Here is a 13,711-nt window from a genome sequence, read left to right as displayed (position 1 = left end):
GCCGCGAGGGAGTCTTGACCCCGAGGACGCGACGCGCGGCCGGACGAGGAGGTGGTCGGGCGTGTCGGACACGACGGGGGCCCCTCCCGCGCCGACGGCACCGGGCCCGAAGGCGGGTGCGGGCGCCGCCGTCCGGCCCGGCAGACCGCCGCTGCTGTCGTTCGCGCTGGCCTCCCTGATGGAGGAGGTCCAGGCGCACTCCGGCGCGATCTATCTCCTCGCGGCCGGCGAGCCGGTCCTGGAGATCGCGGTGACGGCGGGGCTGCCGCGGGCGTTCGTCGCGCCCTGGGAGCGGGTCGGGCTGAGCACGCCGATCCCGGTCGCCGAGGCTGTGCGCGAGCGGCGCCTGGTGTGGGTGGGCGGCGAGGAGGAGATGGCGCGCCGGTATCCGCGGATCGCCGTGGTGCTCCCCTATCCGTTCGCGCTCGCCGCGGTACCGGTGGCGACGGCGGACACCGTGTTCGGGGCGCTGTACGTGACCTGGCCCGGTGCGCACCCGACGGTGCTCTCCGACCGGGAGCGGACGGAGCTGACCGCGGCGGCCGGCCGGCTGGCGAAGCGGCTGGCCAGGTCCGCCCGGCAGCAGCGGCCGCTGCGGGCCGAACCGGACCTGCCGGCCGCGCCGCCGTCCGGGGTGGCGGGCACGCTGGGCACGGTGGAAGCGGCCCGGATGGTGGGACGGCTGCCGTACGGACTGATCTCGCTCGACCTGCACGGGCGGGTCGCGTTCGCCAACTCGGCGGCCGCCGACCTGCTCGGCGCGCGGATCGCGGACCTCCTGGGCACCCAGCCGTGGGTGTCGGTGCCCTGGCTGAACGACCCGATGTACGAGGACCGGTACCGGGCGGCGCTGATCAGCCAGCACGTGACGTCGTTCGTGGCGCTGAAGCCGCCGGGCGACTGGCTGTCGTTCCGGATGTATCCGAGCACCACCGGTCTGACCACCCGGATCAGCCGGGCACGGGCGGTCGCGGAGATGGTGGGCGCGCTGCCGCGTGCCGACGCGGTGCCCGGCTCCCGGCTCGTCACCATCTCGCAGCTGCTGAGCCTGGCCGGGGCGCTGACGGAGGCCGTCGGGGTGCAGGACGTCGTGCAGCTGGTGGCCGACGAGGTGGCCCCGGCCGTCGGCAGCCAGGCGCTGGTGGTCCTCGGGCCACGGGGCGGGCGGCTGCACGTCCTCGGGCAGCGCGGCTACGACGACCCGCGGACCGTGGAGCGTTTCGACGGCCTGCCGCTGGCCGAACGGACTCCCGGCACCCATGTCCTGAACACCGGCGTGCCCGCGTTCTTCGAGTCGAGGCAGCAGCTGGAGCGGCTGTATCCGGGCCGGAACGACACCCCGGACGGCTTCGCCGCCTGGGCGTACCTGCCGCTGATCGCGTCCGGCCGGCCGGTGGGCACCTGCGTCCTCGCCTACGCCGAGCCGCACGTCTTCCCCGCGGACGAGCGCGCCGTGCTGACCAGTCTCGGCGGTCTCATCGCGCAGGCGCTCGAACGGGCCCTGCTCTACGACGCGAAGAACCAGCTGGCGCACGGGCTGCAGGCGGCCCTGCTGCCGCACTCGCTGACTCCGCCGCCCGGCATCGAGGCGGCCGCGCGCTATCTGCCGGCCATGCACGGCATGGAGATCGGCGGCGACTTCTACGACCTGGTGCCGACCCGGCCGCTGGCGGCGGCGGTGATCGGGGACGTGCAGGGGCACAACGTGACGGCGGCCGGTCTGATGGGACAGATCCGTACCGGTGTCCGGGCCTTCACGACCGTCGGGCAGGCGCCGGAGGAGGTGATGCGGAGCACCAACCGGCTCCTCATCGACTCCGGGGCGGATCTGTTCGCGAGCTGCCTGTATCTGCGGCTGGATCCGGAACGGGGGCGGGCGGTCATGGCCCGGGCCGGGCATCCGCCGCCGTTGCTGAGACGCCCGGACGGGCGGGTGCGGGTGCTCGACCTGGCCGGCGGGCCGCTGCTCGGCATCGACGCGGAGGCGACGTACCCGACCACCGAGGTGTCCCTGGCGCCCGGTTCGGTGCTCGCCCTCTACACGGACGGGCTGGTCGAGTCGCCGGGTGTGGACATCGAGGACGCGCTGGTCGATCTGGGCGAGCTGCTGGCGGAGAACGGCGGCCAGCCGTTGGACAAGCTCGCCGACACGCTCGTGCGGCACAGTGCGGCGGCGCAGGAGCGTGTCGACGATGTCGCGGTGCTCCTGCTCAGAGCATGCCCCGACGGCTGACGGACGCGGTGGGCGACGCGGTCCGGCCCTCCCGCCGGAGGGCCGGACCGTCCGCCGTCCGCGGCCGTCCGCGGCCGGCGGTGGGGTGTGCGGCGGGTCAGTGGGACGACGAGCCGTCGTTCGTCCCGGTCCCCGAAGGGTCGCCGGTGCCGGTCCCGTCGCCGGTGCCGGTCCCGTCGCCGGTGCCGTTCTGGTCGCCGGCCGTCGCGGACGGGTCGGCGCCGCCGATCTGGTCGCCGCCGCCCTGGTCACCGGCGCCGTTCTGGTCGCCCGCGGTGGCGGACGGGTCGGCCGTGGCACCGGCGTCACCGGCCCCCGCGGCCGCGCCCGCGTCGCCGAGGGTGGCGCCGGTCGCCTGGAGGGCGGTGGTCACCGGCTGGAAGAAGGTCTCGCCGCCGGAGGTGCAGTCGCCGCTGCCGCCGGAGGTCATGCCGACCGCGCCGCCGTCCTGGGTGAACAGCGAGCCGCCGCTGTCGCCGGCCTCGGCGCAGACGTCGGTCTGGATGAGACCGGTGACGGTGTCGACGCCGTTCGGGTCGGTCTCGCTCTGGAAGTTGACGGTGGCGTCGAGGCCGGTGACCTGGCCGTCGTGCAGACCGGTGGTGGAACCCATCCGGAACACGGTCTCGCCGACGGTGGCGTCGACGGCCTGGTTGATGGCGACGGTCTGGCCGTTGCCTATGTTGACCTCGCTCGGCGCCTGGGTGGTGGCGTCGTCGTACTTGACGAGCGAGAAGTCGCCGTTGCCGGGGAACTGGGCCTGGTCGACCGTGGCGATCGGCCGGCCGGTCTCGGAGTCGGACCAGTCCTTGGCCGCGACGCCGCAGTGACCGGCCGTCAGGAAGGCGGGGCTGCCGTCCGAGGCGGTCACGTTGAAGCCGAGGGAGCAGCGGACGGTGCCGTCGGCGACCTGGGAGAAGATCGCGTCGCCGCCGGAGACCAGCGGCTTGAAGGTGCCCGACGACTTCTTGAGGGTCGCCATGTCGGAGCCGAGGCCCTTCACCGTCGACTGCAGCGAGTCCCACCGGGAGCCGGTGACCGTGGAGTCGGCGGTGACGACGACCTTGTTGGTCTTCGGGTCGACGGCCCAGGCGGTGCCCGGCATGGTCGCCTTGCTCCTGAGGGTGCCGGCGACGGCGGCCAGCGCGGAGTTGCTGTTGCGCACCTGGCGGACGACCGCGCCGGCCTTCTCCGCTTGGACGACCGTGTTGCTGTCACCGTTGATGACGTTGACGACGAGCTGCTGCCTGCCGCTGTCGTAGTAGGAACCCGCGAAGGCCTGGCCGAGCAGGCCTTGGAGCTGGGCGGCGAGACCCGAGGCGTCGCTCGCCGACTTCAGTGTCCTGGGGGCGGTGGCGCCGGCGGCGTCGTCCTGGGACGCGTTGGCCATCGGCAGCAGAAAGGCCGCGGCTCCGAGCGCCGCGACTCCGCCCACCGCGACAGCGGCCTTGCGCTTCGGAATTCGCTTGTGACTCAAACTTCTCGACCTCCAAGGGACGGAGTGCCTGCCATGTGGGGGCAGTTGTTCGTGAGCGGCGCCTGGATGGCCATAGGTACGGGCGGGTCACACGGTGCGTTCAGTTCCGTTTCCTGACGTCCTCTCACCGAGGGCGAATCGGCCACGCGGCCCGAGGGGCGGGCCCGGTGGCGGTGACCGCGGCAGCGGCGGCCCGGAACCGCTGTGCAGCGACGACGGGGGTACGGCGGCCGACGGCGTTCCGGTGCGGTGACCGGTTCGGATGTCCTGATCGCTTCGGTGCCCGGCGGGCGCGGCGGGCCGGCCGGTGGGCGCCGGCATCACGATGTGCGACGAAGGGCCGGGCGTCGGCGCGGCCCGGCGGGCTCGGCCCGCGGACCCACCGGGTGTCGACGGCGTTCCGGTTCGACACGGTCGGCACACGCGCACTCACGGTCCGTGGCGATCGCGTACCGGAATCCTTGCTTCAGGGAATCTGCACATCCACTGCTCAAGCGAGTCACGGGCGGCGACGGATCTGCACAACCGCACGCCCCTGCCGCGCCTTTGGCGCGGAGTGCCGGATTCTCCTCGGGGAAGGCAAGCGGGGGGATCGCGACGATGTCGTGCGCTGTGTGAAGGAGTCGCCCGCAAGACGTGCCCACGCCTGCACGGATAAGTCGCTTGGGCGCTCAAGTGCCCAGGTCGGGAGCCTGATTGATTGGATGTGCGGAGCGGGCGCGTGCTTTGATCCATCGCACCGCAAGGCCGTCCGGGTCTCCCGGAGACGGGCGCCCGGTGCCTGCGGTCGCGGCCATCCGTACTGTCCCCTCCGGGCCGTCCGGGGCCGCTCTCCCCCTTGTGAATATCCATATGAAGGGAAGTTCCATCATGAACTCCACCCCCCAGGTTGAGACCGTCGAGATCTCCGACGCCGAGCTCGACAACGTCTCCGGCGGCCTGTCCGTGAACGCGCTCGGCACCGTCACCGGCCTGGTGGACGGCGTCGCCCCGGTTTCCGGCCTGGTCAACACGGTCGTCGGCACCGTCGAGGGTGTCACCGGCCTGAACACCCAGCCGGTCACCAACCTGGTCGCCGGTATCTGAGCGCACCATGTTGCCGCTGAGTCCCGGGGCCGTACCGCGGCCCCGGGGCTCACGGGTGTCTTGAGGCACCTCCTCGGACACCCTTTTCACCAGCGTCTCTCCCACAGGTGAGGGAAGTTCCGTGCAGTTCCGCCAACAGGCCCTCGCCAAGCTCCAGTCACCGGAGGAGCTCGACCTCCCGGTGCGCTTCGCCCGTCCGCAGGGCTGGCTCGCGCTGTCCGTCTCCGTCGTCGTGATGGCGGCGGCCTCGGTGTGGGCGGTGACCGGTTCGGTCGCCTCCACGGTGAACGCGGAGGCCATCCTCACCCACGGGCAGGGCAGTTACATCCTGCAGAGCCCGGTCGCCGGGCAGGTCACGGCCGTCCTCGCCAGGCAGGGCGAACGGCTGGCGGCCGGCGCACCCGTCCTGAAGGTGCACACCCGGCAGGGCGACGCGATCGTGCGCACGGTCGCCGCGGGCCGGATCAGCGCGCTCGCCGCCACCATCGGGCAGATCATCCGGACCGGCGCGAACGTCGCCGCCGTGGAGAAGATCGCGCACGCCTCGGACCCGCTGTACGCGACGGTCTACGTCCCGGCCGAGAACGCCTCCGCGATTCCCGCGGACGCGCCCGTCGACCTGACCGTCTCCTCGGTGTCGGCCCAGGAGTACGGGGTGCTGCGCGGCCATGTGACGTCGGTGGACCGGGCCGCCCAGTCGGCCCAGTCGATCTCCGCGTTCCTCGGGGACGACCAGCTCGGCCAGCAGTTCACCAGGAAAGGCCGGCCGGTGGCGGTCCTGGTCCGGCTGGATCCGTCGCCGAGGACGAAGAGCGGCTACGTGTGGTCCTCGGCGGACGGGCCGCCGTTCCCGCTCGACTCCATGACCCCGGCCTCGGGCGCGATCCGGCTGGCCGACCAGCACCCCGTCGATTGGCTGCTCCCGTGACCACCGCCCAGGAGACCCAGGAGACTCGCGGCCGCAGACGCGCCGCCCCGCCCAAGCGGCCGGTGCCCAAGGGCCGCGGCCGCGCGGTCCGCACCCCGAGCGTGCTCCAGATGGAGGCCGTCGAGTGCGGCGCGGCCTCCCTCGCCATGGTCCTCGGCCACTACGGCCGCCATGTCCCGCTGGAGGAGCTGCGGATCGCCTGCGGTGTCTCCCGCGACGGCTCGCGCGCCAGCAACCTGCTGAAGGCGGCGCGCAGTTACGGCCTGACGGCCAAGGGCATGCAGATGGACCTGGCGGCCCTCGCCGACGTGCAGGCCCCGGCCATTCTGTTCTGGGAGTTCAACCACTACGTCGTCTACGACGGGATGGGCCGCCGCTTCGGCCGCCGGGGCGTGTTCGTCAACGACCCCGCCAAGGGCCGCCGGTTCGTGCCCCTGGAGGAGTTCGACGGCAGCTTCACCGGCGTCGTCCTGGTCCTGGAGCCGGGCGACGGCTTCGAGCGGGGCGGCCGCAGGCCCGGGATCCTCGGCGCGATGCCGGCCCGGCTGCGCGGCACCGCGGGCACCATGCCGGCGGCGGTGCTGGCCAGTCTGCTGCTGGTGGTCGTGGGCGCGGCGGTGCCCGCGCTCAGCCGCCAGTACATCGACATGTTCCTCATCGGCGGCCAGACCTCCCTGCTCACCGTGCTGTTCGCCGCGATGGGCACCTGCGTGCTGCTCACCCTGGCCCTGACCTGGCTGCAGCAGGCCAATCTGCTGCACGGCCGGATCGTCTCCTCCACGCTGTCCAGCGCACGCTTCCTGCGCCATCTGCTGCGGCTGCCGGTGACCTTCTTCGCCCAGCGCAGCCCGGCCGACCTGGTGCAGCGCCTGCAGTCCAACGACCAGGTGGCCGAGACCCTGGCCCGCGACCTGGCCGCGGCCGGCGTGGACGCCGTGGTCGTGGTCCTGTACGCGGTGCTCCTGTACACCTACGACGCACAGCTCACCTTCCTCGGCGTCGGCGTGGCGCTGCTGAACATCGTGGCGATGCGGTTCGTCGTACGGCTGCGCGCGACCCGGACGGCCAAGCTGCGGGCGGACACCGCGCGGCTCACCAACACCTCGTACACCGGCCTCCAGTTGATCGAGACGATGAAGGCGACCGGCGGCGAAGACGGCTACTTCCGCAAGTGGGCCGGGCAGCACGCGAGCACGCTGGAGGAGCAGCAGCGCCTCGGGGTGCCGAGCGCCTGGCTCGGGGTGGTGGCGCCGACGCTCGCCACCGTCAACAGCGCGCTGATCCTGTGGATCGGCGGGATGCGGGCGGTCGAGGGCGGCATCTCGGTCGGCCTCCTGGTCGCCTTCCAGTCCCTGGTCACCCGCTTCACCGCCCCGCTGACCCGCCTGAACGGCGTCGCGGGCCGGATCCAGGACTTCGCGGCCGACGTGGCCCGGCTGAAGGACGTGGAGAACTTCCAGGCCGACCCGGTCTACGCCCGCCCCGGCGCCGGTGACTCCACCCGGCGGCTGCACGGCCATGTCGAGCTGGAGAACATCACCTTCGGCTACAGCCCGCTGGACAAGCCGCTGCTGACCGGCTTCGACCTGACCGTGGGACCCGGCCGCCAGGTGGCCCTGGTGGGCGGCTCGGGCAGCGGCAAGTCGACGGTCTCCCGGCTGATCTCGGGCCTGTACGCCCCCTGGGAGGGCGTGATCCGCATCGACGGGCAACGCCTGGAGGACATCCCGCGCGGCGCGCTGGCGGCCTCCGTGTCCTTCGTCGACCAGGACGTGTTCCTCTTCGAGGGGTCGGTGCGCGACAACGTGGCGCTGTGGGACCCGTCGATCCCGGACGAGGCCGTGGTGGAGGCGCTGCGGGACGCCGCGCTGTACGACGTGGTGGCGCGCCGGCCGGGCGGGATCCACAGCAGGGTCGAGCAGGACGGCCGCAACTTCTCGGGCGGCCAGCGCCAACGACTGGAGATCGCCAGGGCACTGGTGCGCGGCCCGAGCATCCTGGTGCTCGACGAGGTGACCAGCGCGCTGGACGCCGAGACCGAGCTGACGGTCATGGACAACCTGCGCCGGCGCGGCTGTGCCTGCGTGGTGATCGCGCACCGGCTGAGCACGGTCCGCGACAGCGACGAGATCGTCGTGCTGCGGCACGGCACGGTCGTGGAGCGCGGGCGGCACGACGCGCTGGTGGCACACGGCGGGGCGTACGCCGCGCTGGTCAGGGAGCGATGAGATGACGACCGCAGACGACGGCGACCTGGTGCTCGGCGCGCTCGGTTCACTGGGCGCCCGCATCGACTGCGCCGGCCACAACCGGCTCGACCTCGAAGGCCCGCAGGTGCTCTGGCTGGTGGTCGCCGGCGCCCTCGACCTGTTCGCGGTGGACGCGGCGGAGCAGGGCCAGTGGCATCATCTGGGCCGGCTGGAGGCGGGCGCGCTGCTGCTCGGACCGGTCGCCGGCCCGCAGCACACCCTGGTGGCCCGCCCGCTGCGGGACTGCGTGGTGCACCGCGTGGGGCTGCGCGAGCTCTACCAGCCGGCCGCCACCCAGACCTGGTCCTACGACGCGTACGGCAACCCGCAGTACGTGCCGCCGACGACCAGCCCGCTGGAGTACGCGCTGGCGCTGGGCGTCGGCCGCGGCCTGTCGATCCTCTTCCAGGCCCCGATGGCCGCCGGCGAGCGTGCCGCGGCCCCCGCCGACGACGACGTCTTCTGGATGCAGGTGCCGCCGGGCAGCGTGCAGTACGGCTCGCTGTACGGCGCGGAGGCCGCCGCCGACCTGCTGATGGACCCCGCCCTGTGGCAGAGCATGGTCGACCAGCAGTACCGGCTGCTGACCACGCTGGACCGGTGGATCGAGCAGCTCGAACACACCCATGAGACCCGTACCGCGGCCGGTATCAAGGCCGGTGAGGCGGTTCGCGCCCAGGCCGACCGGACGCTGCTGGCCTCCATCGGCAAGGCGGCCAAGCGGACCACCGCCGCGGACGCCGACGCCTCCTACGCGGCGTGCCGGCTGGTCGCGCAGGCGGCCGGCATCACGCTCGCCGAGCCCGCGCGGAGCGGCACCGAGAGCGACCGGATCGACCCGGTCGAGCGAGTGGCCCTGGCGTCCCGGGTGCGGATCCGGGCGGTGCGGCTGGACGGCCGCTGGTGGCGGGAGAACGTGGGACCGCTGGTCGGTCACCGCGCCCTGTCCGGTGCTCCGGTCGCGCTGCTGTGGCGGCGCGGCGGCTATGTCGCCGTGCATCCGGCGACCGGCCGGGAGACGCCGATCGAGAAGGCGAACGCGGCGGAGTTCGAGCCGCGCGCGGTGATGTTCTACCGCCCGCTGCCCGACAAGGCGCTCACCCCGTTCGGCCTGCTCCGGTTCAGTCTGCGGGGCACCCGCGGCGATCTCGGCAGCCTGCTCCTGGCCGGTCTGGTGACGGTGGCGATCGGCTCCCTGGTGCCGATCGCCACCGGCCGGGTGCTGGGCGACTACGTGCCGAAGGCCCAGACGAACCTGATCGTGCAGGTCTGTCTGGCGGTGATGATCAGCGCGGTGGTGTCGGCCGCGTTCACGCTCCTGGAGAACCTGACCATCCTCCGCCTGGAGGGCCGGATCGAGGCGACCCTGCAGCCGGCCGTCTGGGACCGGCTGCTGCGGCTGCCGACGCGGTTCTTCACGCAGCGCTCGACCGGTGAACTGGCGAGCGCGGCCCTGGGGATCAGCGCGATCCGCCGGCTGCTGGCGGGGGCCGGCCCGGTGGTCGCCCAGTCGGTGACCGTCGGGGCGATGAACCTGGGTCTGCTGTTCTGGTTCAGCGTCCCGATGGCGCTGGCCGCCCTCGGCATGCTGGTGGTGATCGGCGCCCTGTTCCTCGGGCTCGGGCTGTGGCAGGTGCGCTGGCAGCGGCGGCTGGTGGTGCTCGGCAACAAGCTGAACAACCAGGCCTTCCAGACCCTGCGGGGCCTGCCCAAGCTGCGGGTCGCGGCGGCCGAGAACTACGCGTACGCGGCCTGGGCGGGCGAGTTCGCGCGCAGCCGTGAACTCCAGCAGAAGGTGGGCCGGATCAAGAACCTCACCACCGTGCTGGGTTCGGTGTACCTGCCGGTCTGCACCCTGCTGATGTTCATGCTGCTGGCGGGCCCGGCGCGGGGCGCCATGGACGCGGCGGCCTTCCTCACCTTCAACACCTCGGTGACGATGCTGCTCACCTCCGTCACCCAGCTGACCGGCTCCTTCGTGTCGGCGGTCGCCGCGCTGCCGCTGTTCGAGGAGATCAGGCCGGTCCTGGACGCGGCGCCTGAGGTGCGCACCGCGAGCACCCGGCCCGGCCCGCTGTCGGGCGGCATCGAGGCCCGCAGGCTCTCCTTCCGGTACTCCGACGACGGTCCGCTCGTCCTCGACGACGTCTCCTTCGACGTGCGGCCGGGCGAGTTCGTGGCGGTCGTCGGCCCGAGCGGCTGCGGCAAGTCGACGCTGCTGCGGCTGCTGATCGGCTTCGACAAACCGGTCTCGGGGAGCGTGCTGTACGACGGTCAGGACCTGGGCGCGCTCGACCAGTCCGCCGTGCGCCGGCAGTGCGGGGTGGTGCTCCAGCACGCGCAGCCGTTCACCGGTTCGATCCTGGACGTGATCTGCGGCACCGAGCCGTACACGGCCGAGGAGGCGATGGCGGCGGCCGAGATGGCGGGCCTCGCCGAGGACATCAGGCGGATGCCGATGGGCCTGCACACGATCGTCGCCGGGAGCGGCGCGGTCTCCGGCGGCCAGCGGCAGCGGCTGATGATCGCCCAGGCCCTGATCCGGCGGCCGCGCATCCTCTTCTTCGACGAGGCGACCAGTGCGCTGGACAACGACACCCAGCGCACGGTCATCGAGAGCACCCGCAAGCTGAACGCCACCCGGATCGTGATCGCCCACCGGCTCTCGACGGTGATGGACGCCGACCGGGTGGTGGTCATGGAGGACGGCAAGGTCGCCCAGCAGGGGCCGCCCGCCGAACTGCTCGCCGACACCGGGGGGCGGCTGCACGAGCTGGTGCGGCGGCAGCTGGCCTGACCTGTCAGGCGTCGAGGCCGGGCACGGGGGCGCCGGAGGGGATGCCGGCGTCCAGGTAGGCGTCGTAGAACTCCCGCCAGTCGGCGGCGTCCCCGGAGTGCGGACCGGCGTGGTCCTCGCCGCGGGCCAGGGCGTCGAGGGCGAGCAGGCACACCTCCCAGCCGGCGCCGTTGCGGGCGGCCGTGTCCGGCTCGGCCAGCACCTGGGTCAGGGTGAAGCGGGTGCGCCGCGGGCCCACGGCGTCGAGGTCGAAGCGCAGTTCGTCGCCGCCCCAGGTGAAGGAGAGGTGCCGCGGTGCGTCGGCGGCGAGCACCGTGCCGGTGTCGTCGGCCTGGCGGGGATCGCCGCTGAACCGGACGGTGCCGCCGTCACGCGCATCGACGTCCAGACGCGCGGGGAACCAGCGGGCCGACTCGTCCGGGTCGGTGACGAACCGCCAGACGCGTTCGGCGGGCCGGTCGTAGGTGCGGGTGAACCGGACGGCGGGGCGGCCGTCGTCGAGGGTGAGATGACTGCCGGTGAGTTCGACGGGCATGGGCACCAGTCCTCCGGAGAATGTCCTGTCGCTTCCGTGTTCCCGCGGCGACTCTTTCATCCCGTCCGCACCCTCGCGAGGAGGCTGCGGTGCGCGCCGTCCGGGTGCCGCCGACGCCTGCCGGTCCCGCCTCCTGCGAAACGTTGCCGTTTCGCTGAAAGTGGTCTACCCTCTCGATGTGTACGAAACCGTTTCGTTCGCGGCTGGCCCGGCCGCCGCCCCGGCACGGTTTCCCGAACAATCCCGAACGACTTCCCTGGAGTGGTTCCCCCATGTCCGAAAAGACCTTGACCGACGACGTCCGCGTCGGTGCCACGCAGGCACCGCCGGCCGACGCCTCCCCCAAGCGGTGGTGGATCCTCGCGGTCATCGCCGTCGCCCAGCTGATGGTGGTGCTCGACGCCACGATCGTGAACATCGCCCTGCCGTCCGCCCAGGCCGACCTCGGCTTCTCCGACGGCAACCGGCAGTGGATCGTCACCGCGTACGCCCTGAGCTTCGCCTCCCTGCTGCTGCTCGGCGGCCGGATAGCCGACCTCTTCGGCCGCAAGACCGCCTTCCTCGTCGGCGTCGTCGGCTTCGCCGCCGTCTCGGCGCTGGGCGGTGCCGCGAACGGCTTCGGCATGCTGGTCACCGCGCGCGCCCTGCAGGGTGCCTTCGGCGCACTGCTCGCGCCGACCGCGCTCTCGCTGCTCAACACCACGTTCACCGACGCCCGTGAACGGGCCCGGGCGTTCAGCGTCTACGGCGCCATCGCCGGCGCCGGCGGTGCGGTGGGCCTGCTGCTCGGCGGCGTCCTGACCGACACCTTCGACTGGCGCTCCACGCTGTACGTGAACGTCGCCATCGCGGTCGTCGCCTTCGCGGGCGGCATGGCACTGCTGCACAACCACCGCGACGCCGGCAACGCCAAGCTCGACGTGCCCGGCACGGTCCTGGTCGCCGCCGGTCTGTTCTCGCTGGTCTACGGCTTCTCCAACGCCGAGACGCACGACTGGGGCTCGCCGCTGACCTGGGGCTTCCTGTTCGCCGGCGTCGTGCTCCTGGTGACCTTCGCCTGGTGGCAGACCAAGGCCAGGTTCCCGCTGCTGCCGCTGGGCATCCTGCTGGACCGCAACCGGGGCGCCTCGTTCCTCGCCGTGCTGATCTCCGCGGGCGGCATGTTCGGCGTCTTCCTCTTCCTCACCTACTACCTGCAGCTGAACCTCGGGTTCAGCCCGACCAAGACCGGTCTGGCGTTCCTGCCGATGATCGGCGCCCTGATGGTCACCGCCCAGGTCGGCACCCAGGTGCTGGTGCCGCGTATCGGCCCGAAGGCGGTCGTCCCGCTCGGCTTCGCGGTCTCCGCGGCCGGCATGGCCTGGCTGACCGACATCGGCGTCGGCTCCAGCTACGTCAGCGCGGTGCTGCCGCAGCTGATCGTGACCGGTCTCGGTCTCGGCCTGGTCATGCCCGCGGCCATGCAGCTGGCCACCGGCGGAGTGACGGCCGACGAGGCGGGCGTCGCCTCCGCGACGGTCAACGCCATGCAGCAGGTCGGCGGTTCGATCGGTACGGCGCTGCTCAACACGCTCGCGGCGAGCGCGGCCACGGACTACCTGACCGGCCGGGACGCCACCAGCGAGCTGGTGCGTGCGCGGGCGACGATCGAGAGCTACACCACCGCGTTCTGGTGGTCGGCGGGCATGTTCGCGGCGGGCGCGGTCATCGCCTTCCTGCTGTTCCGCAAGGGGGTGCCGCAGCAGGACGCGGACGCGGCACCGGTCGTCCACATGTGATCCGAGATCCGCGGAGCCGCTACAGACCGAAGGGTCGCCGTCAGCAGGGAGACGGCGGCCTTTCGCCTTTCCCGAACCGTCTTCAGTCAAGCCACTTCAAGGAAGTTCACCGAGTCGAGTGAAACTGATCTTGCGCCGCCCGCATCAGGGATGGCAGGGGCTCCCGGCGGGTACCAACCGGTCCCGTACGCGCCCTGTGCCAGGGGGAGCAGAGATGACGCCGGAAGCGGAAGAGCCCGGGCTGCCCGCCGCCAACTCCTGCGCGCGGAGCCGCCGTCGCGGGAGGTGTCTCGTCGTCGAGGTCTTCGGCGAGATCGACATCGCCACCGCGGATCTGCTCGCCGAGCATCTGCTCGCGGCCACCGCAGGTGCCGAGCCGGACGTGCTCGTGGATCTGCGGCGGCTGGACTTCCTCGACTGTTCGGGCCTGCGGGTGCTGTGCCGGGCCGAGGCCAGGGCCCGCGAACGGGGCGGGCGGCTGCGGCTGGTGTGCGAAGGCCCCCGCGTGCCGCGGCTGCTGAGGGCCTCGGGTCTGCTGGGGAGGTTCCCGCCGCTCCCCGGGCTGCCCCGGGACGGGAGCGCCGGGGAGCGGCGGTGATGCCGGGGGTCGGCGGGCAGCCCCACACTG

Annotated in this window: 9 protein-coding genes; 7 read left to right on the top strand and 2 right to left on the bottom strand. The window is 72.6% G+C overall.

The annotated features are described in order from the left end of the window. Nucleotides 1–61 precede the first annotated feature (61 nt). Entirely contained in the window at nucleotides 62–2,233 is a 2,172-nt protein-coding gene (locus tag ACIRQ9_RS13330) for a SpoIIE family protein phosphatase (protein WP_404171114.1), read from the top strand. Between the two features lie 97 nt (nucleotides 2,234–2,330). Here the strand turns inward: ACIRQ9_RS13330 and ACIRQ9_RS13325 are convergent, their stop codons facing one another. Next, complete coding sequence (locus tag ACIRQ9_RS13325) at nucleotides 2,331–3,710, bottom strand: S1 family peptidase (RefSeq protein WP_404171111.1); 1,380 nt, start codon at nucleotides 3,708–3,710, stop codon at nucleotides 2,331–2,333. 870 nt (nucleotides 3,711–4,580) lie between these two features. Between ACIRQ9_RS13325 and ACIRQ9_RS13320 the strand changes: the two genes are divergently transcribed. From ACIRQ9_RS13320 to ACIRQ9_RS13305, 4 genes are all read left to right on the top strand, one after another. Next, complete coding sequence (locus ACIRQ9_RS13320; protein WP_351327472.1) at nucleotides 4,581–4,796, top strand: type A2 lantipeptide; 216 nt, start codon at nucleotides 4,581–4,583, stop codon at nucleotides 4,794–4,796. A gap of 121 nt (nucleotides 4,797–4,917) precedes the next feature. Then, entirely contained in the window at nucleotides 4,918–5,724 is an 807-nt protein-coding gene (locus ACIRQ9_RS13315; protein ID WP_404171108.1) for an HlyD family efflux transporter periplasmic adaptor subunit, read from the top strand. Next, the gene (locus ACIRQ9_RS13310) at nucleotides 5,721–7,952 is read left to right on the top strand and encodes an NHLP family bacteriocin export ABC transporter peptidase/permease/ATPase subunit (protein ID WP_404171105.1); all 2,232 of its coding nucleotides are present in this window, start codon (nucleotides 5,721–5,723) and stop codon (nucleotides 7,950–7,952) included. Before ACIRQ9_RS13315 ends, ACIRQ9_RS13310 begins: the two co-directional genes overlap by 4 nt. A 1-nt stretch (nucleotide 7,953) precedes the next feature. Further along, on the top strand, nucleotides 7,954–10,770 hold the full coding sequence (locus tag ACIRQ9_RS13305) for an NHLP bacteriocin export ABC transporter permease/ATPase subunit (RefSeq protein ID WP_404171102.1): 2,817 nt from the start codon (nucleotides 7,954–7,956) through the stop codon (nucleotides 10,768–10,770). A gap of 4 nt (nucleotides 10,771–10,774) precedes the next feature. Here the strand turns inward: ACIRQ9_RS13305 and ACIRQ9_RS13300 are convergent, their stop codons facing one another. Further along, nucleotides 10,775–11,305, bottom strand: coding sequence for an SRPBCC family protein (locus ACIRQ9_RS13300; RefSeq protein WP_404171099.1), 531 nt, complete (start codon nucleotides 11,303–11,305; stop codon nucleotides 10,775–10,777). A gap of 272 nt (nucleotides 11,306–11,577) precedes the next feature. On the opposite strand from ACIRQ9_RS13300, the gene ACIRQ9_RS13295 reads away from it, so the two are divergent. Further along, entirely contained in the window at nucleotides 11,578–13,083 is a 1,506-nt protein-coding gene (locus ACIRQ9_RS13295; protein ID WP_404171096.1) for an MFS transporter, read from the top strand. Between the two features lie 214 nt (nucleotides 13,084–13,297). Continuing rightward, a complete protein-coding gene (locus tag ACIRQ9_RS13290; protein WP_404171093.1) occupies nucleotides 13,298–13,681 on the top strand; it encodes an STAS domain-containing protein in 384 nt (127 codons plus the stop codon). Nucleotides 13,682–13,711 lie beyond the last annotated feature (30 nt).

This window comes from Streptomyces sp. NPDC101237 (assembly GCF_044767465.1).
Classification (GTDB): Bacteria; Actinomycetota; Actinomycetes; order Streptomycetales; family Streptomycetaceae; genus Streptomyces; species Streptomyces gramineus.
The sequence above is the reverse complement of the archived record's forward strand: the minus strand, read 5'-3'. Positions and strand labels throughout refer to the sequence as shown.